This is a genomic window from Telluria sp. ZB4P37 (assembly GCF_059685855.1).
In genome coordinates this window covers 198,957-222,369 of the sequence record NZ_JCASID010000003.1, presented here as the reverse complement: position 1 = coordinate 222,369, position 23,413 = coordinate 198,957, and the positions used below count along the sequence as shown (strand labels likewise).

At 62.8% G+C, this 23,413-nt stretch carries 24 protein-coding genes; 2 read left to right on the top strand and 22 right to left on the bottom strand.

The window, feature by feature from the left end; translation table 11 throughout:
• Positions 1-80 precede the first annotated feature (80 nt).
• A complete protein-coding gene (locus AC56K1_RS08325; protein ID WP_497157372.1) occupies positions 81-707 on the top strand; it encodes a peptidoglycan recognition protein family protein in 627 nt (208 codons plus the stop codon).
• 168 nt (positions 708-875) lie between these two features.
• On the opposite strand, the gene AC56K1_RS08320 is transcribed toward AC56K1_RS08325, so the two are convergent.
• From AC56K1_RS08320 to AC56K1_RS08245, 16 genes are all read right to left on the bottom strand, one after another.
• Positions 876-2,555 (bottom strand): serine hydrolase, encoded by a 1,680-nt coding sequence (locus AC56K1_RS08320; RefSeq protein ID WP_497157371.1) that lies wholly within the window; start codon positions 2,553-2,555, stop codon positions 876-878.
• A gap of 160 nt (positions 2,556-2,715) precedes the next feature.
• Positions 2,716-3,078 (bottom strand): hypothetical protein, encoded by a 363-nt coding sequence (locus tag AC56K1_RS08315; RefSeq protein ID WP_497157370.1) that lies wholly within the window; start codon positions 3,076-3,078, stop codon positions 2,716-2,718.
• Between the two features lie 409 nt (positions 3,079-3,487).
• On the bottom strand, positions 3,488-3,910 hold the full coding sequence (locus tag AC56K1_RS08310) for a F0F1 ATP synthase subunit epsilon (RefSeq protein WP_497157369.1): 423 nt from the start codon (positions 3,908-3,910) through the stop codon (positions 3,488-3,490).
• Positions 3,911-4,060: 150 nt separating this feature from the next.
• Entirely contained in the window at positions 4,061-5,467 is a 1,407-nt protein-coding gene (gene atpD, locus AC56K1_RS08305) for a F0F1 ATP synthase subunit beta (RefSeq protein WP_171087281.1), read from the bottom strand.
• Positions 5,468-5,609: 142 nt separating this feature from the next.
• Positions 5,610-6,485 (bottom strand): F0F1 ATP synthase subunit gamma, encoded by an 876-nt coding sequence (atpG, locus tag AC56K1_RS08300; RefSeq protein ID WP_497157368.1) that lies wholly within the window; start codon positions 6,483-6,485, stop codon positions 5,610-5,612.
• 56 nt (positions 6,486-6,541) lie between these two features.
• Entirely contained in the window at positions 6,542-8,083 is a 1,542-nt protein-coding gene (atpA, locus tag AC56K1_RS08295; protein WP_497157367.1) for a F0F1 ATP synthase subunit alpha, read from the bottom strand.
• A gap of 72 nt (positions 8,084-8,155) precedes the next feature.
• The gene (locus AC56K1_RS08290) at positions 8,156-8,689 is read right to left on the bottom strand and encodes a F0F1 ATP synthase subunit delta (protein WP_497157366.1); all 534 of its coding nucleotides are present in this window, start codon (positions 8,687-8,689) and stop codon (positions 8,156-8,158) included.
• 2 nt (positions 8,690-8,691) lie between these two features.
• The gene (locus AC56K1_RS08285) at positions 8,692-9,162 is read right to left on the bottom strand and encodes a F0F1 ATP synthase subunit B (RefSeq protein WP_497157365.1); all 471 of its coding nucleotides are present in this window, start codon (positions 9,160-9,162) and stop codon (positions 8,692-8,694) included.
• Between the two features lie 73 nt (positions 9,163-9,235).
• Entirely contained in the window at positions 9,236-9,484 is a 249-nt protein-coding gene (atpE, locus tag AC56K1_RS08280) for a F0F1 ATP synthase subunit C (RefSeq protein ID WP_171087272.1), read from the bottom strand.
• An 86-nt stretch (positions 9,485-9,570) separates the two neighbouring features.
• A complete protein-coding gene (atpB, locus tag AC56K1_RS08275; protein ID WP_497157364.1) occupies positions 9,571-10,410 on the bottom strand; it encodes a F0F1 ATP synthase subunit A in 840 nt (279 codons plus the stop codon).
• Positions 10,410-10,751, bottom strand: coding sequence for an ATP synthase subunit I (locus tag AC56K1_RS08270; RefSeq protein WP_497157363.1), 342 nt, complete (start codon positions 10,749-10,751; stop codon positions 10,410-10,412). Before AC56K1_RS08270 ends, atpB begins: the two co-directional genes overlap by 1 nt.
• A 313-nt stretch (positions 10,752-11,064) precedes the next feature.
• A complete protein-coding gene (locus AC56K1_RS08265; RefSeq protein WP_497157362.1) occupies positions 11,065-11,937 on the bottom strand; it encodes a ParB/RepB/Spo0J family partition protein in 873 nt (290 codons plus the stop codon).
• Between the two features lie 25 nt (positions 11,938-11,962).
• Positions 11,963-12,733, bottom strand: a complete 771-nt coding sequence (locus AC56K1_RS08260; protein WP_497157361.1) for a ParA family protein — start codon at positions 12,731-12,733, stop codon at positions 11,963-11,965.
• Positions 12,734-12,860: 127 nt separating this feature from the next.
• The gene (gene rsmG / locus AC56K1_RS08255; RefSeq protein WP_497157360.1) at positions 12,861-13,520 is read right to left on the bottom strand and encodes a 16S rRNA (guanine(527)-N(7))-methyltransferase RsmG; all 660 of its coding nucleotides are present in this window, start codon (positions 13,518-13,520) and stop codon (positions 12,861-12,863) included.
• Positions 13,517-15,448, bottom strand: a complete 1,932-nt coding sequence (gene mnmG / locus AC56K1_RS08250; protein WP_497157359.1) for a tRNA uridine-5-carboxymethylaminomethyl(34) synthesis enzyme MnmG — start codon at positions 15,446-15,448, stop codon at positions 13,517-13,519. The genes rsmG and mnmG overlap by 4 nt, the downstream gene beginning before the upstream one ends.
• 206 nt (positions 15,449-15,654) lie before the next feature.
• A complete protein-coding gene (locus AC56K1_RS08245) occupies positions 15,655-16,425 on the bottom strand; it encodes a sulfite exporter TauE/SafE family protein (RefSeq protein ID WP_497157549.1) in 771 nt (256 codons plus the stop codon).
• A gap of 105 nt (positions 16,426-16,530) precedes the next feature.
• On the opposite strand from AC56K1_RS08245, the gene AC56K1_RS08240 reads away from it, so the two are divergent.
• Positions 16,531-17,688 carry an iron-containing alcohol dehydrogenase gene (locus AC56K1_RS08240; protein ID WP_497157358.1) on the top strand — a complete coding sequence of 386 codons (1,158 nt, stop codon included), beginning with the start codon at positions 16,531-16,533 and terminating at the stop codon, positions 17,686-17,688.
• Here the strand turns inward: AC56K1_RS08240 and AC56K1_RS08235 are convergent.
• The 6 genes from AC56K1_RS08235 to AC56K1_RS08210 form a co-directional block, all read right to left on the bottom strand.
• The gene (locus AC56K1_RS08235) at positions 17,683-18,510 is read right to left on the bottom strand and encodes an alpha/beta fold hydrolase (protein WP_497157357.1); all 828 of its coding nucleotides are present in this window, start codon (positions 18,508-18,510) and stop codon (positions 17,683-17,685) included. The genes AC56K1_RS08240 and AC56K1_RS08235 overlap by 6 nt on opposite strands.
• A gap of 35 nt (positions 18,511-18,545) precedes the next feature.
• The gene (locus AC56K1_RS08230; RefSeq protein WP_497157356.1) at positions 18,546-19,523 is read right to left on the bottom strand and encodes a branched-chain amino acid ABC transporter permease; all 978 of its coding nucleotides are present in this window, start codon (positions 19,521-19,523) and stop codon (positions 18,546-18,548) included.
• Positions 19,524-20,408 (bottom strand): branched-chain amino acid ABC transporter permease, encoded by an 885-nt coding sequence (locus AC56K1_RS08225; RefSeq protein ID WP_497157355.1) that lies wholly within the window; start codon positions 20,406-20,408, stop codon positions 19,524-19,526.
• A gap of 202 nt (positions 20,409-20,610) precedes the next feature.
• On the bottom strand, positions 20,611-21,828 hold the full coding sequence (locus AC56K1_RS08220; protein WP_497157354.1) for an ABC transporter substrate-binding protein: 1,218 nt from the start codon (positions 21,826-21,828) through the stop codon (positions 20,611-20,613).
• A 39-nt stretch (positions 21,829-21,867) separates the two neighbouring features.
• A complete protein-coding gene (locus AC56K1_RS08215) occupies positions 21,868-22,590 on the bottom strand; it encodes an ABC transporter ATP-binding protein (RefSeq protein WP_497157353.1) in 723 nt (240 codons plus the stop codon).
• Positions 22,587-23,360 (bottom strand): ABC transporter ATP-binding protein, encoded by a 774-nt coding sequence (locus tag AC56K1_RS08210; RefSeq protein ID WP_497157352.1) that lies wholly within the window; start codon positions 23,358-23,360, stop codon positions 22,587-22,589. The genes AC56K1_RS08215 and AC56K1_RS08210 overlap by 4 nt, the downstream gene beginning before the upstream one ends.
• Positions 23,361-23,413 lie beyond the last annotated feature (53 nt).

Here is a 23,413-nt window from a genome sequence, read left to right as displayed (position 1 = left end):
TTGCATCGCTCCAGCGCGCGCGCTGGCGCCGGGCGCGCAAACGTGAAAAGATGCGCACTCGTTCACCCCCTACTGCCCCCATGCGCCTGCCTGCCCTCTCCTGCCTTGCCGCTGCCCTTCTGACTTTATCCGCTGCCGTATGGGCCGGCGCGCCGCTATCCGCGGTCGAACAAAGCATCGTGCCCGTTGCGGCCTGGGGCGGCACCCCGGCCGATGCATCCAGGGCGCGCCGCCACACCATCTCGCAGATCACCCTGCACCACCAGGGCGAGCCGTTCAAGCCCGGCACCGATCCGCAAGCCTACCTGCGCCGCCTGCAGGCGTGGTCGCGCGCCACCAAGGGCTGGCTCGACATCCCCTACCACTACGTGATCGACCTCGATGGCCGCGTGTACGGGGCGCGCGACATCGCTTTTGCGGGCGACACCAATACCGACTACGACCCGGCGGGCCACGCCCTGATCGAAGTGGTCGGCAATTTCGAGGAAGTGGAGCCGAACCAGCAGCAGCTCGACGCGATCGTCGACCTGATGGCGCTGCTGGCGGCGAAATACCAGGTATCGATCGACGACATCCGCAGCCACCGCGACCATACCGACAAGACCGTGTGCCCGGGGGCGAACCTGTACCGCTACGTGAAAGAGGATTATTTCCGCCACAAGGTCGCGCTGCGCCTGGCGGGTGAGCAGGCGAGGAAAGATAAGTAGGGTGGGCGGGCCTCCCGCCCGCGCGTTCAAATCACGCATGAAATCCAGGCGCGGCGATTCTTCCGCTGGTTGAACGCATGGGTAGGTAAAACAGTCCTGTGGACTGTTTTACGCCCACCCTACGGGTAACCGGCAGCTCTTAGTTGAGCGCCATTCGCCACCACCACATCACAGCCTGCGGCCGGGCTGGTTGCGCCCGCCCTGCTTGAGCACGAAGGTCTGCCCAGGCTGTCCGGCCACCGGCTCGAAGCTGATCTCGGCATCGACGTCGCGCGAGAAGAACAGCGTGTCGCTCGATGGGAAGATCTCGATCTTGCCCTGCCCGGTAGCCTGCGCGAAGAAGCGCTCGCCCTCGCGCGTGAGCTCCATCACGAAGCCGGGACGCAGCTCGTAGCGGCCGGCGAGCGCATCGAAGGACGCGTTGGCGATCCGGGCAGCCTGGCGCGGGGCCGGGGCGTCGCCGGTGCGCGGCTGGAGCAGCGTTTTGCCGTCGGTGTGATGCACCACGCCGGTGACGGCGCCTTTGGCGTCGCGCTGGAACACGAAATACTCCAGCGTGCCGGGAACGAAGAACTCGTTGGCCGACATCGGCTTGACCGCAAGCTGCCCGCGGCCCGTGCGCTGCATGACCAGGCTGTTGCCCTCGCGGCGGAACACGCGCTGCACGCCCTTCTCGACTTCAAAGCTGCCGGCCAGGCCGTCGAGCTGCGCGCCCTGCAGCGCGACCTCGGTGAATTCGCGGTAAGGCTTGCCGATGGCAACGGCCGCCGCCTTGCGCGCCACCACGCCGGGGCTGGCCGGGCCGCTGTCGCTGTTGGTCAGCACCGCCACGTAGAGGTTTTGTTCAGGCAGGCGCATCGCATACGTCGAGAAGCCATTGATGCCGCCGCCGTGGCCGATCAACGGCGCACCCTGCACCTGCGCGATCTCCCAGCCATAGCCGTAGTTGGTCTCTTTTCCGTCGCCCAGGCGGTACGAGGTAAAGGCGCGCTTCAAGCTGGCCGGCTTGAGCAGCTTGCCGCCCTGGAGAGCCGCATCCCAGCGCGCCAGGTCGTCCACGGTCGATACCAGCGAGCCGGCTGCGTAGGGCTGGCTCATGCTCAGGGGCTGCGATGGTCCGAAGCCCGGGCCGGTACGGGTATGGCCGGCAGCGCGTGCGCCCTTGCTGCGCTCGAAGCCCTCGTAGGCCGTGTGCTGCATGCCAAGCGGGACGAACAGGCGCTGCTCGACAAATTTCGCATACGGTTGCCCCGAGATCTTCTCGATGATGGCGCCGAGCAGGAAATAACCCGAATTGTTGTAGCGGAAGCGGCTGCCCGGTTCGAACTCGAGCGGATCGTCCTTGAACGAATCGACCATCTGGGCCACGCTCAGGTCCTGCGTCATCCGGCTCATGAATCCCGGCTTGCCGGTGTAGCTCGGGATGCCCGAGGTATGGGTGAGCAGGTGCTCGATGGTGATCTTCTTGCCCTGGGCGGGATAATCGGGCAGGTGCTTGGTGATGTCGTCGCTCATGGCCAGCTTGCCCTCTTCCACCAGCATCAGGATGCCGACCGCCGTGAACTGCTTGGTGATCGAACCCAGGCGCAGGACCATTTCCGGGGTCATCTTGACCCCTTGCTTGACGTCGGCCATGCCGTAGGCCTTGCGCAGCACAGTCTTGCCATCCTTGAGCACGATGACGGTGGCGCCCGGCGCGTCAGCCTGGAAATAAGGTGCGATCGACGCATCGATGCGGCGGGCCATGTCCTGCGCGGCCAGTGGGGCCGCGACAGTATCCCGGGCCAGGGCGGGATGGGCATGGCACAGCAGCAGTGCGGCGGCGCAGATGGTGGTTCGAAGCAGCATGGTCAGTATCCTTTGTATTGTTATTAAACCCATCAATACTGTGCACCCGGCTGGCCGCGGCCGCAATCGGTCACCGATCAGCGGTCGTTTCGACGGGATCAATGGGCAGATTCAGGCAGTAGCCGGTAAAAGCAACACCCGGGCCGACAACGGAAAAACTTCAGGACAGCCTGGCGGAAGCGAGGAACAGCCAGGTCACGGCGATGACGAGCAGGCCCGTGACAGTCATGCACGACCAGGTGAAGAACCAGGCCGACAGCACGGTGGCCTGCAGCACCCGTTCGAACAGCACGCCCAGCGTGAAGTCGAAAGCGGCCAGCAGCGACCAGCGGCGCATGTAGAGGGGCAGGTAGCGGCTCATGCGCTGGTTGTGCTGGCGCGCGGCATGGCGCTCGAACAGGTCGCGCGCGGCGTTCACGTCGCGGAACAGCCAGTCGAAGAACAGAAAGCGGTACAGGGTCTGGCCGAACGGGGCGTCGCCTGGGGCTTGCCGTTCGTCGCCGGGTGGCGGGGTCGTTGGCATGGTGGACTCACGGTCACGGTGTCGGGAACATACTAAGCCGAATGCGAGGCAGGCACTAGCACGCTACCCAATCACGCGCGCAGGACGATGCGCTCCGGCAAAGAATAGCGTGTGCGTCGCACCGGCGTTGCCGAGCGAGCGAGGGTGCGGCCTTCCCGCAACGCCGCAAGCACGCGCGCGCCACGGCGAAACGGCCCGCCTATACTACAGCGCCAGCGCCCACGCGGGCAGCGTGCGCTTCCAGGTCAGCGCCGTGCCCGAGCCGCTGGGCGCCGGCATGCTGGCCACCGGACTGGCCGCGCTGGCGGCGGGACGCCGCCGCCGGGTGCCGCCCCCGTGCGGGCGGCTGCATAAAAAAAGGCAGCCCGAAGGCTGCCTCTCTTGGTACCGCTTGCAGCGGATGCCGCGCTTAGCGTCCTTTCGAACGCAGGCGCTGGATCGCAGCCAGCTGCGCGATCGCCACGGCCATTTCGGCCTGGGCTTTCGCGTAGTCCATCTTCGTTTCCTTGTTCAGCATCAGCTCTTCGGCCTGCTTCTTTGCTTCCAGTGCCTTCGCTTCGTCCAGGTCGCTACCGCGGATCGCGGTGTCGGCCAGCACGGTCACGCCGTTCGGCTGCACTTCGAGGATACCGCCGGCGACGAAGACGAACTCCTCGCCGCCACCAGCCGTCTGGATGCGCACGGCACCCGGCCGGATGCGCGTGATCAAGGGGGTGTGCTTCGGGTAGATACCCAGCTCACCCGCTTCACCCGGCAACGCGACGAATTCGGCCTGACCGGAGAAGATCTGCGCTTCGGCCGAAACCACGTCCACTTGCATAGTGTTTGCCATATCTTTCCTTCAGTTTAAAAAACCAGCCACGAAAATCTCGAATAACCTGCTGCGCGTTGCAGTTTCGGGCGGCGATGCTCGCTGTACTAACGTACAGCTGCGCTTCTCGCCCAAAACGGCCGCCGCTCGCGACGGTTCTTCGAGCTTTCCTTAAGCAGCAGCCAGTTTCTTGGCTTTCTCGATGGCTTCCTCGATGGTGCCAACCATGTAGAAGGCCTGCTCCGGCAGGTGGTCCAGTTCGCCCGATGCGATCATCTTGAAGCCCTTGATCGTGTCTTTCAGCGAAACGTACTTGCCTGGTGCGCCAGTGAAGACTTCAGCGACGTGGAACGGCTGCGACAGGAAACGCTGCATCTTGCGAGCGCGGGCGACGACCAGCTTGTCTTCCGGGGCCAGTTCGTCCATGCCCAGAATCGCGATGATGTCACGCAGTTCCTTGTAGCGCTGCAGGGTGTTCTGCACGGCGCGCGCGGTGGCGTAGTGCTCTTCACCGACGACCAGCGGGTCCAGCTGGCGCGAGGTCGAATCGAGTGGGTCGACCGCAGGGTAGATACCCAGCGAGGCGATGTCACGCGACAGAACGACGGTCGAGTCCAGGTGGGCGAAGGTGGTGGCTGGCGACGGGTCGGTCAAGTCATCCGCAGGGACGTAGACGGCCTGGATCGAGGTGATCGAACCGGTCTTGGTCGAGGTGATGCGCTCTTGCAGGCGGCCCATCTCTTCGGCCAGGGTAGGCTGGTAGCCCACTGCCGACGGCATACGGCCCAGCAGTGCCGAGACTTCGGTACCGGCCAGGGTGTAGCGGTAGATGTTGTCGACGAAGAACAGCACGTCCTTGCCTTCGTCACGGAAGGCTTCGGCCATGGTCAGGCCGGTCAGCGCGACGCGCAGACGGTTGCCTGGTGGTTCGTTCATCTGACCGTAGACCATTGCCACTTTCGAGTTGGCAGGGTTTTCCAGGTCGACGACTTTGGCATCGGCCATCTCGTGGTAGAAGTCGTTACCTTCACGGGTACGCTCGCCCACGCCGGCGAACACGGACAGGCCCGAGTGCGCTTTGGCGATGTTGTTGATCAGTTCCATCATGTTGACGGTCTTGCCGACGCCGGCGCCGCCGAACAGGCCGACTTTACCGCCTTTTGCGAACGGGCAGACCAGGTCGATGACCTTGATGCCGGTTTCCAGCAGGTCGGTCGATGGCGACAGTTCGTCGTAGGCAGGGGCATCGCGGTGGATCGAGGCCATGCGTTCGTGGCTGACCGGACCGCATTCGTCGATCGGGTTGCCCAGCACGTCCATGATGCGGCCCAGGGTCGGGGTACCGACCGGGACCATGATTGGCGCGCCGGTGTTCTGGATGATCATGCCGCGACGCATGCCGTCCGAGCTGCCCAGAGCAATGGTACGGACCACGCCGTCGCCCAGCTGTTGCTGGACTTCCAGGGTCAGATCCGAGCCTTCCATTTTCAGTGCGTCGTACACTTTCGGCATGGCATTACGTGGGAATTCCACGTCAACCACTGCGCCGATACACTGAACGATTTTGCCATCAGCCATGTTCGTTCCTTCAGATATATAGTTAAATTCTTTTGCTTAAACCGGGAAAGCTTAGTCAGCAGTTTAGTCAGTTAGGATCAGTTGGGGACAGAGTACCGTTCGCTTCGCTCACTTAACTCTTTCCAGCAATGGTCTTGGCTTTTTAAACTGCTGCCGCGCCCGACACGATCTCGGAGAGTTCTTTGGTAATCGCAGCCTGGCGGGTCTTGTTGTAGACCAGCTTCAGGTCGCTGATGACACTGCCGGCGTTATCGCTCGCGGCCTTCATCGCGACCATGCGCGCCGATTGCTCGGACGCCAGGTTTTCAGCAACCGCCTGGTACACCAGCGCTTCCACGTAACGCACCAGCAGCTCGTCGATGACGACTTGCGCTTCCGGTTCGTAGATGTAGTCCCAGCTGCGCGCGCCCGCTTCGGCCTGCAGGTGCTTGGCCGGCAGCGGCAGCAGCTGCTCGACCATCGGTTCCTGCTTCATCGTGTTGATGAACTTGGTGTAGCACAGGTAGACAGCATCGAGCTGGCCTTCCTGGTACGCGTCCAGCATCACTTTGACCGGGCCGATCAGCTTTTCCAGGTGCGGCGTATCGCCGAGCTGGGTCGCTTGCGAGACCAGTTTCATGCCCATGCGGTTCAGGAAGCCCAGGCCCTTGTTGCCAATCGCAACGGCCTCGACGCGGTTGCCCGCCTGTTCCTGTTCGCGCGCCTTGAGGGTTACCTGGCGCAGAATGTTGGTGTTCATGCCGCCGCACAGACCCTTGTCGGTCGTGACGACGATGTAACCAACGGCCTTCGCTTTCACGTGCTTGGCTTGCGCCATGAACGGGTGCGTGTATTCCGGGTTTGCGGTGGCCAGATTGGCGGTGATGTTACGTACCTTCTCACTATAGGGACGGGCGGCCCGCATGCGATCCTGCGCCTTGCGCATTTTCGATGCGGCGACCATTTCCATCGCCTTGGTGATCTTCTTCGTATTCTCTACGCTCTTGATCTTGCCACGAATCTCTTTGCCTGCTGCCATGAGTCCTTACTCCTTCCGCGCACCGGCGCCGTGCTCACACGACGCCGGTCCGACGATTAATATGCGCCGGATTTCTTGAAATCAGCAATGGCGGCGGCCAGCGCAGCTTCGCCGTCCTTGTCCAGTTGCTTGGTTTCGTCGATCTTCGACAGCAGGGCAGCATGGCCCGACTTCAGGAAGTTGTGCAGTCCATGCTCGAACGGCAGCACTTTCTTGACTTCGATGTCGTCCAGGTAGCCTTTGTTGACGGCGAACAGCGACGCGGCCATCAGCGAGGTCGACAGCGGCGAGAACTGCGGCTGCTTCAGCAGTTCGGTCACGCGCGCGCCGCGGTCCAGCTGCTTGCGGGTCGACTCGTCCAGGTCCGATGCGAACTGCGCGAACGCAGCCAGTTCACGGTACTGGGCCAGGTCGGTACGGATACCGCCCGACAGGTTCTTGATGACCTTGGTCTGTGCAGCACCACCGACGCGCGACACCGAGATACCGGCGTTGATCGCAGGACGGATACCGGCGTTGAACAGCGAGGTCTCCAGGAAGATCTGGCCGTCGGTAATCGAAATCACGTTGGTCGGCACGAAGGCCGAGACGTCGCCAGCCTGGGTTTCGATGATCGGCAGTGCAGTCAGCGAACCGGTCTTGCCGGTGACGGCGCCGTTGGTGAACTTCGACACGTAGTCGGCGTTCACGCGTGCTGCGCGCTCGAGCAGGCGGCTGTGCAGGTAGAACACGTCGCCTGGGTAGGCTTCGCGGCCTGGTGGGCGGCGCAACAGCAGCGAAATCTGGCGGTAGGCAACAGCTTGCTTCGACAGGTCGTCGTACACGATCAGTGCGTCTTCGCCGCGGTCGCGGAAGTATTCGCCCATCGCGCAGCCCGAGTAGGCCGAGATGTATTGCATCGCTGCCGATTCCGACGCCGATGCGGCGACGACGATGGTGTATTCCATCGCGCCGTGCGTTTCCAGCGAGCGCACGATGTTCTTGATGGTCGACGCCTTCTGGCCGATTGCGACATATACGCAGGTGACGCCCTGGCCCTTCTGGTTGATGATCGCGTCGACTGCGACAGCCGATTTACCGGTCTGGCGGTCGCCAATGATCAGCTCGCGCTGGCCACGGCCGATCGGCACCATCGCGTCGATCGACTTGATGCCGGTCTGCATAGGCTGCGACACGGATTCGCGGGCGATGACGCCTGGAGCGATCTTTTCGATCGGGGCGGTCATGGTGGTCGCGATCGGACCCTTGCCGTCGATCGGCTGGCCCAGCGCGTTGACCACGCGGCCACGCAGTTCAGGACCGATCGGCACTTCCAGGATGCGGCCGGTGGTCTTGACGATGTCGCCTTCCGAGATGTGCTCGTAGGCACCCAGGATGACCGAGCCGACCGAGTCGCGCTCGAGGTTCATCGCCAGGCCGAAGGTGTTGCCAGGGAATTCCAGCATCTCGCCCTGCATCACGTCCGACAGACCATGGATGCGGCAGATACCGTCGGCGACGGAGATCACCGTGCCTTGATTGCGAACGTCAGCAGAACCCTCGAGGCCCTGGATGCGGCTCTTGATCAGTTCGCTGATTTCAGATGAATTAAGTTGCATGAGTGCTAACTCCTAATGTTTTTGATGCGTAGGGCAAGGGCGCGGCGCGGGCGGGTGAAATGCGATGTTCGGTTACGACACCAGCGCAACATGCATCTGTTGCAGCTTGGCGCGCACCGAGGTATCGAGCACTTCGTCGCCGACGACCACGCGCACACCACCGATCAGCGAAGGGTCCACTGTTACCGTTGGGTTCAGCTTGCGGCCAAATTTCTTTTCCAGCGTAGCGACCAGCTGAGCCAACTGGTCACCCGAGATCTCGAAGGCGCTATAGACGTCCGCGTCGGCGGCGCCTTCGTAGGCGTTCTTCAGTGCCGCAAACTGGACGGCGATCTCGGGCAGCAGGGTGACGCGGCCGTTTTCGGCCAGCATCGCGATAAAGTTCTTCGCTTCGGCGTTCAGCGGCGACTTGACCAGGGACGCAATCGTGTCGCCCAGCTGTGCCGGCATGACATTCGGATTGCTGGCGAAGGCCTGCACGTCCGGATTGGCGCCGATCTGGCCCAGTTCCGACGCGATGGCCGACCAGGCGGCCATGTCGCCCGACTGGGCAACACGGAACAGCGCTTCGGCGTAAGGGCGGGCGACGGTTGCGATTTCTGCCATGATCAGAGCTCGGTCGACAGTTTCGACAGCAGGTCGGCGTGGGCCGCTGCGTTCACTTCGCGCTTCAGGATCTGCTCGGCGCCTTGCACTGCCAGTGCGGCAACCTGGCCACGCAGTTCTTCGCGGGCACGGGTTACTTGCTGCTCGGCGTCGGCTTGGGCTGCGGCGACGATACGGGCGGCTTCTTCATTGGCGGTCAGCTTGGCTGCGTCGATGATCTGGGCAGCGCGCTTCTCGGCGTCGACAATGCGCTTCTGGACTTCGTCACGGGCGCCTGCCATTTCAGCCTGCACGCGCTTTTCAGCGGCGGCCAGGTCGGCCTTGCCACGGTCGGCGGCGGCCAGGCCATTCGCGATCCTCTCAGCGCGCTCATCGAGCGCTTTCATCAGTGGAGGCCACACGAATTTCATCGTGAAGCCTGCCAGGATGAGGAAGACCACGAGCTGTGCAAACATCGTTGCGTTAAGGTTCACGGTATTTTCCTTCTCACAAAAACGGATGCCGAACCATGATGGTTCGGCCCTTCAAAACCAGACTGTCCTGATATTAGACAGGTGGGGTGAACGGATTTGCGAATGCGAACAGCATGGCGATACCGACGCCGATCAGGAATGCCGCGTCGATCAGGCCAGCCAGCAGGAACATCTTGGTCTGCAGGGTGTTCATCAGTTCTGGCTGACGTGCAGAAGCTTCGAGGTATTTACCGCCCATGATGGCGATGCCGATGCAAGCACCGATAGCACCCAGGCCGATGATCAAACCGCAAGCCAGTGCAACAAAAGAAAGGTCAGTCATGAGTTACTCCAAAAGTTAAATTGAAAACTAGATTAAAAACTACAACTTCTTTACAACCACTATCCGTTCGATGCTTGCGGCGCCGATCAGTGGCCTTCGTGAGCCTGACCGAGGTACACAAGCGTCAGCATCATGAAGATGAAGGCCTGCAGGAACACGATCAGGATGTGGAAGATCGCCCAGATCGAGCCTGCGATTACCTGGCCGACGAAACCGAAAATGGTCGCGGTCGAACCAAGCAAAGCGATCAATAGGAACAGCAGCTCGCCGGCAAACATGTTGCCGAACAGTCGCATACCAAGCGACACCATCTTTGCTGCGTATTCGATGATGTTCAGCAGGAGGTTGAACGGCGCCATCCAGATGCCAAACGGTGCTGCAAACAGTTCATGGAGCCAGCCGCCCAGGCCCTTGACCTTGATGCCGTAGTACAGCATCAGGATCAGCACGCCGAGCGAGATGCCGATGGTGCCGTTCAGGTCGGCGGTCGGGACCACGCGGTGGTAAGGGAAGACGCTTTCCACACCGGCCAGGCTGAACAGATACGAGAACATGTCGACCGGCAGGAAGTCCAGTGAGTTCATCAGGGCTACCCAGACGAACACGGTCAGCGCCGCGGGAGCGATGAAGCTGCGGTCGCCGTGAACGATCGACTTCGACTGGTCTTCGACCATCTCGACAAGCATCTCGACTGCGGCCTGGAAGCGGCCCGGCACGCCCGACGTGGCGCGGCGAGCGGCCATCCACATGATCAGGCAGCCGATCGCGCCCATGGCGATCGACCAGAACAGCGTGTCGTAGTGAACGACGGAAAAATCGACCGGACCGTTCTGATGCTGGTTCGACAGGTGGCCCAGGTGGTGTTTGATATATTCTGAAGCGGTTGGCGCGTGTGCCGCTGCGCCATCTACAGTTGGATTCGCCATTATCGGTGCCTAAATAATAAGATGATGTAACTTTTCAGCGCCACGATGAACCCGACCAACAAGGCCAGCCAGTTCAGCTCGTGGTACAACTTGGCGCTTGCGAACAGGAGCGCAAGCGTCAACGCAATCTTTACAAATTCCCAGATGAAGAATGTCACGGGACTCGCGCCGCCAGGCCTCTGGGTACCGGCATACAGGCGAACCGCCATGATTGCATTGGGCACAACACAGCACAATCCGCCCAATACCGCAGAAAACATCGCAGCCAGCCCCCCCAGCAGTGCGGCGATGAGGCCGACGACTACCGTTGCCAACAATTGCAGGGAGACGATGCGCAGCATGTTTTTCTTATTCCGCGCTAGCGCATTGGGACGAGTTGCGATGTGGTAATTACACGAATCAGCGGGATTATAAGTGGTTATACGGACGTGAGTCAAACGTTTCCGGACTTATAACTGAGGCGTAAAGATGCTCTGAAAACAACAAAAACGTGCTGAAAACTCTATCTTTTCAGATACTTAACAGATGAGCTGTCGTAGCGTGGCCGGCTGTGCCGTCCACGCGTTCAATCGGCTGACGAGTGCCGGGTGCGACATGCATACGCCTCTTGAACGCGCGGTCGGGAGACCCGACCACCCTAGGTCAAGACACGGTTCACGCGCGCAGGCGGGCGAGTACGCCGTCGAGGATATCGAGGTCGGCGAAGTCGATGATCAGCTGTCCCTTGCCCTTCGCCCCCATCTTGAACATCACCGGGGTGGCAAGCTTGTCCGACAGTTCTTCTTCGAGGCGCACGATGTCGCCCGGCTTGTCCTTCGCGCGGGCCGCCGCCGCCGGGCTTGCCTGCTCCTCGATCGCGCGCGCCACCAGTTTTTCGGTCTCGCGTACCGACAGGCGCTTGGCGATCACCTGGTTGGCCAGGGTGATCTGGTGCGCGCTGTCGACCGCCAGCAGGGCCCTGGCATGGCCCATGTCGATATCACCCGCCATCAGCATGGTCTGGACCGGCGAGGCCAGGTTGATCAGGCGCAGCAGGTTCGACACCGCGCTGCGCGAGCGGCCGACCGCGTTGGCCGCCTGCTCATGGGTAAAATCGAAATCGCTGATCAGGCGCTGGATGCCCTGCGCTTCTTCGAGCGGGTTCAGGTCTTCGCGCTGGATGTTCTCGATCAGGGCCATGGCCGCGGCGGACTGGTCGTCCACTTCCCGCACCAGCACCGGGATTTCTTCGAGGCCGGCCATCTGGGCCGCGCGGAAGCGCCTTTCGCCGGCGATGATCTCGTAAGGGACTTTCGAACCCTCCCCCAGCGGACGCACCAGCACCGGCTGCATGATGCCTTGGGTCTTGATCGACGCGGCCAGTTCGCTCAGCGAGGTTTCGTCCATGCGGGTGCGCGGCTGGTATTTACCGGCCTGGATCTGCGTCACGCGCAGCGACGAAGGCGCCTGGGGCGGCGCCGGTTCGCTGTCGCCCCCTAACAGTGCGTCGAGGCCGCGGCCGAGGCCTTTTAATTTTTTGGTTGCCATTTCTGTGTCAGCTCTCTTTTCAGGATTACATAGTCTTGATGCGTGCGACCATTTCGGCGCCGAAGGCGATGTACGCCTGCGCGCCCTTGGACGAAGGGTCGAACACCACGCCGGGGATGCCGTAGGACGGCGCTTCGGCCAGGCGCACGTTGCGCGGGATGATCGTGGTGAACACCTTGTCGCCGAAATGCTGCTCGAGCTGGCTCGAGACCTGCTGCGACAGCGTCATGCGCGGATCGAACATCACACGCAGCAGGCCGATGATGCGCAGGTCGGTGTTCAGGTTGGCGTGCACCTTCTTGATCGTGTTGACCAGGTCGGACAGTCCCTCCAGGGCGTAGTACTCGCACTGCATCGGGATGATCACGCCGTGCGCAGCGCACAGGCCGTTCAGGGTCAGCAGCGACAGCGCGGGCGGGCAGTCGACCAGGATGAAATCGTAGTCCTGGTCCACCGCGGCCAGTGCTTCCTTGAGGCGGCGCTCGCGATTCTCGAGCGAGACCATCTCGACCTCGGCGCCGGCCAGCTCGCGGTTGGCGGGCAGCACGTCGAAGCGCCCTGCCTCCGAGCGCATGCGCGCAGTGGCTACATCGGCCTCGCCGAGCAGTACCTGGTAGATCGAACTGCTGAGTGACGCCTTGTTGATGCCGGCGCCCATGGTGGCATTGCCCTGCGGGTCGAGGTCGACCAGCAGCACGCGCTGGTCAAGCTTGGCCAGCCCCGCCGACAGGTTGACACTGGTGGTGGTCTTGCCGACGCCACCTTTCTGGTTCGCTACGCAAAAAATCTTCGCCATCTATTCTTATCCATGGAAGCAATGCTACGGTGCAAGGAGAAAGACGCTATACCGTTCATACCGTACAAACCATTTTAATGGTTCGTATTGTATTAACGGTATAAACGATTTATACGGTTTATTCTGTTTAGTTCAAACCTGCTGTGGTGCGCTCGACGAAGACCAGGTGGCGTTCGGCTCCCAGCCTTGGAACCTGCAGCGGCTGCAAACCGGTTACTTTCCATTCGTCCGGAATGCGCTCCTGCTCTTCGGGTGGCGCCACTCCTTTCAGGGCAATGAATTTGCCGCCCTCGAGCAACAGGTGTCCCGACCAGTTCAGGAAATCGGACAGGTCGGCAAAAGCGCGCGACGTAATCACGTCGAATTTGTCGCTCACTTCGAGGTCCTGCACCTTCATGGTGTACACCGTGACATTGCTAAGGTCTAATTCCGCCTTGACCTGCTTGAGGAAGGCGGTTTTCTTGTGCACGGTATCGATCATCGCTACCTTCATGTCAGGGCGGCAGATGGCCAGCACGATGCCCGGCAAGCCCCCGCCTGCCCCGACGTCCAGCACGTTCCGGGCGCCCGCGAATGCTGGCACGGCGGCCAGGGAATCGAGCAGGTGGTGGGTGACCATCTGCACCGGGTCGCGCAGCGAAGTCAGGTTATAGACGCTATTCCACTTGTTCATCAGCGCCAGGTAATCCAGCAGCTGTTCCTGCTGCCCCGAACTCAGGTCGAGCTGCATCTCGGCGATGCCTTCGCCGAGCACCTGCGCCAGGGCGGCGCGGTCAAAATACTTCATTCAGCCAGCTCCGCATTGGTGGTGGTAAAGCCCTTGGCGCCGCGTTTTTTCAGATGCACCAGCAGCAGCGAGATCGCGGCCGGGGTCACGCCCGAGATGCGCGAAGCCTGGCCGAGCGTCTCCGGACGACCCTTGTCGAGCTTCTGGCGCACCTCGAAGGACAGGGCGGTAATCTCCAGATAGTCCAGGTTCTCGGGCAGCTTCAGGTTTTCGTAGTGGTCGTGACGCTCCACTTCCTTGGCCTGGCGGTCGATGTAGCCGGCGTATTTCAACTGGATTTCCACCTGTTCCTTGACGGCTGGATTTTCTACGCCCGGGCCAGCCAGCGCTTGGCCTTCCAGGCCATTCATCGTCATCAGGGTGTCGTACTGCACACCCGGACGGCGCAGCAAATCGGCCAGGTTGTATTCGCGCTCGATCGCCTGCCCCACCACGCGCTCGGATTCGGCGGCTGCCAGGATGCGCGGGTTGACCCAGGTCGAGCGCAGGCGCTCGAGTTCCCGGGCGACGCACTCGCGCTTGGTCTCGAACGCAGTCCACTGTGCGTCGCCGACCAGGCCCAGCTTGCGGCCGATTTCCGTCAGGCGCATGTCGGCATTGTCCTCCCGCAGCGACAGGCGGTATTCCGCGCGGCTGGTGAACATGCGGTAGGGCTCGGCGACGCCCTGGGTGGTCAGATCGTCGACCAGCACGCCCAGGTAGGCTTCCGAGCGGCCCGGGGTCCAGGCTTCCTCGCCCTTGGTTTGCAGGGCCGCGTTCAGGCCGGCAAGCAAGCCCTGGGCGGCGGCTTCTTCGTAACCGGTGGTGCCGTTGATCTGGCCGGCAAAGAACAGGCCCTTGATCGACTTGGTTTCCAGCGACGCCTTCAATGCGCGCGGGTCGAAGTAATCGTATTCGATTGCATAGCCCGGGCGCAGGATAAAGGCGTTTTCCATGCCCTTCATCGAGCGCACCAGCGCCAGCTGCACGTCGAACGGCAGGCTGGTCGAGATCCCGTTCGGGTAGAACTCGTTGGTCGTGAGGCCTTCCGGCTCCAGGAAGATCTGGTGCGATTCCTTGGTGGCGAAGCGGTGGATCTTGTCCTCGATCGACGGGCAGTAACGCGGCCCGACGCCTTCGATCACGCCCGTGTACATCGGGCTGCGGTCCAGACCGGCGCGGATGATGTCGTGGGTCTGTTCATTCGTATGCGTGACCCAGCACGGCACCTGGCGCGGATGCATCGCGGCATTGCCCATCACCGAGAATACCGGCACCGGATCGAGGTCGCCCGGCTGCTCGGCCAGTACCGAGAAGTCGATGCTGCGGCCGTCGATGCGCGGCGGCGTTCCAGTCTTCAGGCGGCCTTGCGGCAGCTTGAGTTCCTTCAGGCGGCTCGACAGCGACATCGCCGGCGGGTCGCCGGCGCGGCCGCCGGAATAGCTTTGCAGGCCGACGTGGATCTTCCCGTCCAGGAAAGTACCGGCGGTCAGCACCACGGCGCGGGCACGGAACTGCACGCCAACCTGGGTGACTGCACCGACGACACGATCGCCCTCCACCATCAGGTCGTCCACGGCTTGCTGGAACAACCACAGGTTCGGCTGGTTTTCCAGGCGCGAACGGATGGCCTGCTTGTACAGGATGCGGTCGGCCTGGGCGCGGGTCGCGCGCACGGCTGGGCCCTTGGACGAGTTCAGGATGCGGAACTGGATGCCTGACTCGTCGGTGGCGATCGCCATGGCGCCGCCGAGTGCGTCGACTTCCTTGACGAGGTGCCCCTTGCCGATGCCGCCGATCGACGGATTGCAGGACATTTGGCCCAGGGTTTCGATGTTATGGGTCAGCAGCAGGGTCTTTTGACCGGCGCGAGCGGACGCGAGTGCAGCTTCGGTGCCGGCATGGCCGCCGCCGACGACGATGACGTCGAATTCAGTTGGAAATAGCATGATGGGAGCAGACCGAGGAGACGAATGCGCGATTATAGATTCTTTTTTCTCACAGGACTCTCCAGCGGTCTGAAAACGACAGATTTTGTTTCACGTGGAACAGTTACCCCGAGCACAGCCTGGGCATACGATTGTTTCACGTGGAACAAACTCAGCGAAAAAAAGAAAAGCCGGGCGTGCCCGGCTCTATGTTTCACGTGGAACAATCACCAACCGATCTGGGTGTAGGCATCGTAAGCCGTCTTGACGATCAGTCCGGACACGACCACCAGAAACAGTTTGCGGACAAAGCCGCTGCCATGTTTCAGCGCCAGCTTGGTGCCAATGAGCGAACCCGCCACCTGGCACACGGCCATCATCAGGCCCAACTGCCACAGCAGATGTCCGCTGTAACCGAACCACATCAGGGCCGAGAAATTGCAGGCCACGTTGACGATCTTGGCCGCCGCAGATGCGCTGAGAAAATCAAAGCCGAAGAAACGCACGAACAGGAAGATCAGGAAGCTGCCGGTCCCCGGCCCGAAGAAGCCGTCGTAGAATCCGATCGCGGCGCCGATCCCGATGGCCCAGTAGCGTTCGGCCAAGCCGCTGTGCACCGGTGCATGCACCGCGCCGAGGTCTTTCTTCTTGAAAGTATAGACGGCCACAGCCACCAGGATGATCGGCAGCAGTGTCCTGACAAAATCCGCCGGCACGCGCGTGACGGTCCAGGCTCCGGCAAACGACAGGACGAAGGCCGCCATGGCAGCCGGCGCCGCCGTGCTCCACGCCACCCTCACCCGGCGCGCGTAGTTCACTGCGGCGGCGCTGGTACCGAAGATGCTGGCGAACTTGTTGGTCCCCAGCAGCGTCGCGGGAACTTCTTTGGGCAGGACAGAAAAAATGGCGGGAATCTGGATCAGGCCACCGCCACCGACGACGGCGTCGACCAGCCCGGCGGTAAAGGCGGCAACGCCGAGCCAAGCAAAATCAATCATGGGAGGAGCCAAAGAATGCAGAGGCTGCATTGTACGGCAGCGCCTGCCTTCCGCGACAGGCTGCGGATGGGTTAAGCTGATGCGATCACACATAGGAGACACCGCATGACCGCCTTCGCCTTCAGCACCGTTGCCACGATCCTCTCCGAACCCGGCATCACCTCGCGCCTCGGCGAGGTCATCGCGGAACGCTTCCCGAACACGCGGCGGGTGCTGGTCGTCACCGATGCGGGCTTCGTTCGCACCGGCCTGCTTGACCTGCCCCAGCGCAGCATGGAGCAACAAGGATTGAGCGTCGCGGTATTTTCCGGTGTCGTGGCCGATCCGCCCGAAGCCGTCGTGCTCGACGCAGTCGACGCCGCCCGCCGCCTGGGGGCCGACCTCGTGCTCGGCTTCGGCGGCGGCAGCTCGATGGACGTGGCCAAGCTGGTGGCCGTGCTGGCGCCGTCGCAACAGCCGCTTGGCGAGATCTACGGCATCGGCAAGGTGACGGGAAAACGCCTGCCGCTGGTCCAGGTGCCGACCACGGCAGGTACAGGATCGGAAGTGACGAACATCGCCATCGTCACCACGGGTGCCACCACCAAGATGGGCGTCGTCGCGCCGCAGCTGTATGCGGACCTGGCCGTGCTGGACGCGGCCTTGACCCTGGGACTGCCGCCGATGGTGACAGCCGCCACCGGCATCGATGCGATGGTGCACGCGATCGAAGCCTATACCAGCAAGCACAAGAAGAACCCGCTGTCCGATGCGCTGGCGCGCGAAGCGCTGTCGCTGTTATCAACCAACCTGATCCGCGCCTGCGAACAGGGCAGCGACCTGGAAGCGCGCCAGGCCATGCTGCTCGGCGCGTGCCTGGCGGGACAGGCATTTTCTAACGCGCCGGTGGCGGCGGTGCATGCGCTGGCGTATCCGATCGGCGGCATCTTCCATGTACCGCATGGACTGTCGAACTCGCTCGTGCTGCCGCATGTCCTGCGCTTCAACCTGCCGCAGGCGGGCAAGCTGTATGCGGAACTGGCTGGCATCGTGGTACCCGAAGCAAGTGGCAGCGAAACCGCACGGGCGCAAGCGCTAATTGCTGCTATGCAACAAATCGGCAAGGTGACGGGAATCGAGACGACGCTGCGCCAGGTCGGCATCCAGGAGTCGGACCTCGACCGGCTGGCGGACGATGCCATGCTGCAGACCAGGCTGCTCAGCAATAACCCGCGCGAAGTCACCCTCGCCGACGCACGCGCGATCTACGCTGCTGCCTTATAAAGCAGCAGCAGGGCGCAGGAAATCGAGCAGCAGGGCATTCAGGCGCTCGGTCGCCGACAGCTGCATCCAGTGCCCTGCCCGCTCCAGCTTTTCATAGCGGAAGCCCGCGCGGCAGTGATGCAGCGAGTCGAGCATCTGCTTCTCGCCGAGGGCCGGATCGCGGTCGCTCCAGACGCCCATCACCGGCACCTCGACCGGACGCCAGTGATGCGGCCGCCCCAGCTTGATGTTCGCCCGGTAGTAGTTCAGCGCCGCGGTCAGCCGCCCTTCCGGCTCCAGCGCCGCGCGCCACAGCGCCAGTTGTTCGGGCCGGTTCGTCAACTGACGCAAGAAGAACCAGTCGTTGGCGCGGATCGCCGCCTCCGCCGCGACCGGCATCAGGAAACCGAGGATGTACCAGAAGCGCATCTGCTGGGCCACGCCGGCGTTGGCGATCGCCGCCGGGTGGCCGGTGGACAGGGCCACGAAGCGCTCGAAGCGCTGCGAAGCATTCATGCACAGCTGCCAGCCGACCAGCCCGCCCCAGTCGTGGCCGACCAGCGAGACCTTGTCCAGGCCCAGCTTGTCCACCAGGCCGAGGATGTCGGCGCACAGGAATTCGATGGCATACGCGCCGGTACCGGGCGGAGCATCAGTCAGGCCATAGCCGCGCATGTCCGGTGCGATGACCCGCATGCCGCCGGCCACCAGGGCCGGGATCTGATGGCGCCAGATGGCATGGGTATCGGGAAAGCCGTGCAGCAGGATGACGGCAGGTCCCTTGCCGGCGCCGACGTAATGCATGCGCAGGCCGTGGACGTCAACGAAATGGGATTCCAGCATGGTCGCTCCGGGTGGCCGGGCGCTGCCGTTCAGGCTCAGGCCGCCAGCTTGCGGCCACGCTTGAACAGCGCACCTATCTCCCCAACAATACCACGACGGAACAAGAGAACACAGATGATGAAGATCAGGCCGATGACCATGCCGACCGAGTCGCCCAGGGTCGCAAACCATGCGATGCCGAGCGTTTCCGCCAGCCAGGTGCCGAGGTCGCCCAACTTGTTTTCCAGCGCGATCACCAGGAAGGCGCCGAGGATGGGTCCGGCCATCGTGCCCATGCCGCCTACGAGCGTCATCAGGATCACCAGGCCCGACATGGTCCAGTGGACGTCGGTCAGGGTCTCAAAGCCCAGCACGACCGTTTTGGTGGCCCCTGCGAGCCCTGCCAGCGCCGCCGACAGGACAAAGGCCAGCAGCTTGTAGCGGTCGACGTCGTAACCGAGCGACACGGCGCGCGGCTCGTTCTCCTTGATCGCCTTGAGCACCTGCCCGAAGGGCGAATGGACGATCCGATTGACCAGCGCAAAACCCGCCACCGCGATCGCCAGCACCAGGTAATACATCGACAGGTCGCTGGACAGGTCCAGCAGCCCGAACAGGCGGCCGCGCGGTACGCCCTGCAGGCCGTCCTCGCCATAAGTCAGCGGCGAGCGCAGCGCGGCGAAATACACCATCTGGGCCAGCGCCAGCGTGATCATCGAAAAATAGATGCCCTGACGGCGAATCGCCAGGGCCCCGATCAGCAGCCCCAGCAGGCTCGATGCGGCCACGCCCAGCACGATGCCCAGCTCGGTCGGCAATCCCACGACCGTCAACAGGTGCCCGGTCACATAGCCGGCGCTGCCGAAAAAAGCGGCATGCCCGAAGGACAGCAAGCCGGTGAAACCGATCAAGAGGTTGAAGGCGCAGGCAAACAGCGCGAAGCACAGCAGCTTCATCAGGAAGACGGGATAGGCAAAGAAGGGCGCCGCCAGGAACAGCGCCAGCGCGAGCAGGTAGCCGATTTTCTTGTTCATTTACTTCTCCTTGCCAAACAATCCGGCCGGGCGCAGCAGCAGGACGATCACCATCACGACGAACACGACGACTTCCGAGCCTTCCGGATAGAACACCCGCGTCAATCCTTCGATGACGCCCAGCGCCAGCCCGGTGAGGATGGAACCGAGGATCGAGCCCATGCCGCCGATCACGACCACGGCGAACACGACGATGATCAGGTTCGAGCCCATCAGCGGCGTGACGTTGATGACGGGGGCCGCCAGCACGCCTGCAAAGCCCGCCAGCGCCACGCCGAAGCCGTAGGTGAGCGTGACCATCAGCGGCACATTGATGCCGAAGGCCTCGACCAGTTTCGGGTTTTCGGTGCCGGCGCGCAGGTAGGCGCCCAGGCGGGTCTTTTCGATGACGAACCAGGTCGACAGGCAGACGACCAGGGAGGCGAGCACTACCCAGGCGCGGTAGTTCGGCAGGATCATGAAGCCGAGGTCGGTGGCCCCGGCCAGCTGTTCCGGCACGTCGAGCGTCTGGCCGGAGACGCCGTAGAAGGAGCGGAAAGTCCCCTCCAGCAGCAGCGTGATGCCGAAGGTCAGCAGCAGGCCGTAGAGGTGGTCCAGCTTGTACAGCCAGCGCAGCATGGCGCGCTCGATCAGGATGCCGAGCAGGCCCACCAGGAGCGGCGCCAGCAGCAACATCGTCCAGTAGTCCAGCCCGAAACTCGTGACGCCGATGTAGGCGGCAAAGGCGCCGACCATGTAGAGCGCGCCGTGGGAAAAATTGATGACGTTGAGCAGGCCGAAGATCACGGCCAGGCCGAGCGAGAGCATGGCGTAGAAGGAGCCGTTGACCAGGCCCAGCAGGAGCTGGCTGAGCAGGGCTTGGTGGGGGATGCCGAAGATATCCATGGGCTCGGGTCTGGGATGGCGCGTTCCGCGAAAGCGCCGGGGTCTACATGAATGAACTTGCCGCTAACAGTAAGACCGTCGCACCGGCGAACGCCGATGCCCAAGTTCGTTGCGCAGCCGCTGTGCATGCAAAATGGATCCCGGCCTCCGCCGGGATGACGGTCTTACGGTAGGCGGTGCAATCAGCCTGCAGCGCTGCTCTTCACTTCCACAACGCGCACTTGCTCTCCGCCTTCTTCGTATACGCCTGGTCGCCCGGGATGGTAGCGACGACCTTGTAGTAATCCCAGGCGCCCTTCGATTCCTTCGGCGACTTCACTTGCATCAGGTACATGTCGTGCACCATGCGGCCGTCCGCGCGGATGGTACCGTTCTTGGCGAACATGTCGTTCACCGGGGTTGTCTTCAGCTGCGCCATTACCTGGTCGGCGTTGTCGGTGCCGGTAACCTTGACGGCGCCCAGGTACTGCATGGTGGCCGAGTAGTCGCCTGCCTGCACCATCGACGGCTGCTTCTTCATCTTGGCGAAATAGCGCTTGGCCCAGGCGCGCGACTCGGGCGTGCGGTCCCAGTACCAGCCATCGGTGAAATACATGCCCTGGGTGGTGTTCAGGCCCAGGGTGTGGATATCGTTGATGAAGACCAGCAGGCCGGCGATCTTCATTTTCTTGTTCAGGCCGAACTCGTTGGCCGCCTTTACCGCATTGATCAGGTCGCCGCCGGCATTGGCCATGCCCAGCACCTGCGCCTTGGACGCCTGCGCCTGCAGCAGGAAGGACGAGAAGTCCGAGGCCGACAGCGGGTGCTTGACGCTGCCCAGCACGGTGCCGCCGCCTGCCTTGACGACGTCGGCCGTGTCCTTCTCGAGCGACTGGCCGAAGGCATAGTCGGCGGTCAGGAAATACCAGGACTTGCCGCCCTGCTTGAGCATGGTCGAGCCGGTGCCGCGCGCCAGTGCCACGGTGTCATAGGCGTAGTGGACGGTGTAGGGCGTGCACTGTTCGTTGGTCAGTTGCGCAGTGCCGGAACCGATCGCGATGAAGACCTTTTTCTTTTCCGAGGCGACCTTGGCCATGGCCAGGCTGGCGCCCGAATTGGTGCCTCCGATCAGGAGGTCGACGCCCTGCTGGTCGAACCATTCGCGCGCCTTCGAGGCGGCGATGTCCGGCTTGTTCTGGTGGTCGGCCACCACCAGCTGGATCTTCTTGCCGTTGATGGCCCCGCCCATGTCGGCGATCGCCATGCGGATCGCTTCCGCGCCGCCATTGCCGTCGACGTCGGAGTAGACGCCGGACAGGTCGGTGATGAAGCCGATCTTGATGACGTCGCCCGAGATGGCGGCAGCTGGCGCTTGTGCCGCGGCGGACATGGAGAGGCTGAGGCTGGCGGCAGTGGCAAGGGCAAGGACAGTTCGTTTCATGTGGTCTCCGTTGTATTGTTGCGAGTGCTGATAGGTTGATTACACGCCGAGCAGCTCGGTGAGCACCGGCATTTTCTTGGTGAGTTCTGCGGCAGCGATGGTCTCCACCACCTGGCCGTGTTCGATCACATAAAAGCGGTCCGCCAGCGGGGCGGCAAAGCGGAAGTTCTGCTCGACCATGACGATGGTATAGCCCTTGGCCTTGAGTGTCGTGATCATGCGCGCCAGGCTTTGCACGATGACCGGCGCCAGCCCTTCGGAAATCTCGTCCAGCAGCAGCAGGCGCGCGCCGGTGCGCAGGATGCGCGCGACCGCCAGCATCTGCTGCTCGCCGCCCGACAAGCGGGTGCCCTGGCTGTTGCGGCGCTCGTACAGGTTGGGGAACATGGCGTAGATCTCGTCGAGCGTCATGCCCGTCCCTGCCCCGCCTGCCCCCTTCGTGCTGAGCTGGGGTGGCAGCATCAGATTTTCCTCGGCCGACAAGGAGGCAAAGATCCCGCGTTCCTCCGGGCAGTAGCCGATGCCGAGGTGGGCGATTCGGTGGGTCGGCAGGCCGATCGCCTCCATCCCGTTGACCCTGATCGAGCCGGTGCGGCGTCCGGTCAGGCCCAGGATGGCGCGCAGCGTGGTGGTGCGCCCGGCGCCGTTGCGGCCCAGCAGCGTGACGACTTCGCCCGCTTCCACGCTCAGGCTGATGCCGTGCAGGATGTGGGATTCGCCGTACCAGGCGTGGAGGCCGGCGATCTCGAGGGCGGCGGTCATGGATGCGCTCCTTCCAGGCCGGCGTCGCTGGTGCCCATATACGCTTCCATCACCTGCGGGTTGCGCGAGACTTCGGCATAACTGCCTTCGGCCAGCACGGCGCCGCGCTGCAAGACCGAGATCCGGTCGCAGATGCCAGCGACGACATTCATGTTGTGCTCGACCATCAGAATGGTGCGCCCGCCCGAGACCTTCTTGATGAGCTCGGTGACCCTGTGGACATCTTCATGGCCCATGCCCTGGGTCGGCTCGTCGAGCAGCATCAGTTCCGGTTCCATCGCCAGGGTGGTGGCAATTTCGAGGGCGCGCTTGCGGCCGTAGGGCAAATCGGCCGTCAGGGTGGCGGCGAAACTCTCCAGGCCGACTTCAGCAAGCAGCGCCAGCGCCCGTTCATCCAGCTGCTTCAAGTGTCGGGTGCTGCGCCAGAAGTGATAACTGGTGCCGAGCTGGCGCTGCAGCCCGATGCGCACGTTCTCCAACACCGTCATGTGCGGGAACACGGCGGAGATCTGGAAGGAACGGATGATGCCCATGCGGGCGATCTGGGCCGGCCGGGCGGCGGTGATGTCGCGCCCGTTGAAAAGAATTTGCCCGGACGTGGGAACCAGGAATTTGGTCAGCAGGTTGAAGCAGGTGGTCTTGCCGGCGCCGTTCGGGCCGATCAGGGCGTGGATGTGGCCGCGCTCGACTTGCAGGTTAACCTCGCTGACGGCCGTAAATCCCTTGAACTCCTTGGTGAGCTTCCTTGTCTCCAGGATGACATCCGCCATTGAATCTCCAGACAGGTGGTGCTGCAAACGCTAGAGCGCGCGCGAGAATACCT

What these genes read in the sequence shown, in the direction of transcription:
- AC56K1_RS08225 (WP_497157355.1), bottom strand. Translation starts at nt 20,408, where the DNA reads ATGGATATCTTCGGCATCCCCCACCAAGCCCTGCTCAGCCAGCTCCTG.
- atpB (WP_497157364.1), bottom strand. Translation starts at nt 10,410, where the DNA reads ATGGCGAATCCAACTGTAGATGGCGCAGCGGCACACGCGCCAACCGCT.
- AC56K1_RS08265 (WP_497157362.1), bottom strand. Translation starts at nt 11,937, where the DNA reads ATGGCAACCAAAAAATTAAAAGGCCTCGGCCGCGGCCTCGACGCACTG.
- AC56K1_RS08270 (WP_497157363.1), bottom strand. Translation starts at nt 10,751, where the DNA reads ATGCTGCGCATCGTCTCCCTGCAATTGTTGGCAACGGTAGTCGTCGGC.
- AC56K1_RS08315 (WP_497157370.1), bottom strand. Translation starts at nt 3,078, where the DNA reads ATGCCAACGACCCCGCCACCCGGCGACGAACGGCAAGCCCCAGGCGAC.
- atpD (WP_171087281.1), bottom strand. Translation starts at nt 5,467, where the DNA reads ATGGCTGATGGCAAAATCGTTCAGTGTATCGGCGCAGTGGTTGACGTG.
- AC56K1_RS08310 (WP_497157369.1), bottom strand. Translation starts at nt 3,910, where the DNA reads ATGGCAAACACTATGCAAGTGGACGTGGTTTCGGCCGAAGCGCAGATC.
- AC56K1_RS08235 (WP_497157357.1), bottom strand. Translation starts at nt 18,510, where the DNA reads ATGCTGGAATCCCATTTCGTTGACGTCCACGGCCTGCGCATGCATTAC.
- AC56K1_RS08260 (WP_497157361.1), bottom strand. Translation starts at nt 12,733, where the DNA reads ATGGCGAAGATTTTTTGCGTAGCGAACCAGAAAGGTGGCGTCGGCAAG.
- atpG (WP_497157368.1), bottom strand. Translation starts at nt 6,485, where the DNA reads ATGGCAGCAGGCAAAGAGATTCGTGGCAAGATCAAGAGCGTAGAGAAT.
- AC56K1_RS08215 (WP_497157353.1), bottom strand. Translation starts at nt 22,590, where the DNA reads ATGACCGCCGCCCTCGAGATCGCCGGCCTCCACGCCTGGTACGGCGAA.
- AC56K1_RS08240 (WP_497157358.1), top strand. Translation starts at nt 16,531, where the DNA reads ATGACCGCCTTCGCCTTCAGCACCGTTGCCACGATCCTCTCCGAACCC.
- atpE (WP_171087272.1), bottom strand. Translation starts at nt 9,484, where the DNA reads ATGACTGACCTTTCTTTTGTTGCACTGGCTTGCGGTTTGATCATCGGC.
- rsmG (WP_497157360.1), bottom strand. Translation starts at nt 13,520, where the DNA reads ATGAAGTATTTTGACCGCGCCGCCCTGGCGCAGGTGCTCGGCGAAGGC.
- AC56K1_RS08290 (WP_497157366.1), bottom strand. Translation starts at nt 8,689, where the DNA reads ATGGCAGAAATCGCAACCGTCGCCCGCCCTTACGCCGAAGCGCTGTTC.
- mnmG (WP_497157359.1), bottom strand. Translation starts at nt 15,448, where the DNA reads ATGCTATTTCCAACTGAATTCGACGTCATCGTCGTCGGCGGCGGCCAT.
- AC56K1_RS08325 (WP_497157372.1), top strand. Translation starts at nt 81, where the DNA reads ATGCGCCTGCCTGCCCTCTCCTGCCTTGCCGCTGCCCTTCTGACTTTA.
- AC56K1_RS08230 (WP_497157356.1), bottom strand. Translation starts at nt 19,523, where the DNA reads ATGAACAAGAAAATCGGCTACCTGCTCGCGCTGGCGCTGTTCCTGGCG.
- AC56K1_RS08245 (WP_497157549.1), bottom strand. Translation starts at nt 16,425, where the DNA reads ATGATTGATTTTGCTTGGCTCGGCGTTGCCGCCTTTACCGCCGGGCTG.
- AC56K1_RS08220 (WP_497157354.1), bottom strand. Translation starts at nt 21,828, where the DNA reads ATGAAACGAACTGTCCTTGCCCTTGCCACTGCCGCCAGCCTCAGCCTC.
- AC56K1_RS08210 (WP_497157352.1), bottom strand. Translation starts at nt 23,360, where the DNA reads ATGGCGGATGTCATCCTGGAGACAAGGAAGCTCACCAAGGAGTTCAAG.
- atpA (WP_497157367.1), bottom strand. Translation starts at nt 8,083, where the DNA reads ATGCAACTTAATTCATCTGAAATCAGCGAACTGATCAAGAGCCGCATC.
- AC56K1_RS08320 (WP_497157371.1), bottom strand. Translation starts at nt 2,555, where the DNA reads ATGCTGCTTCGAACCACCATCTGCGCCGCCGCACTGCTGCTGTGCCAT.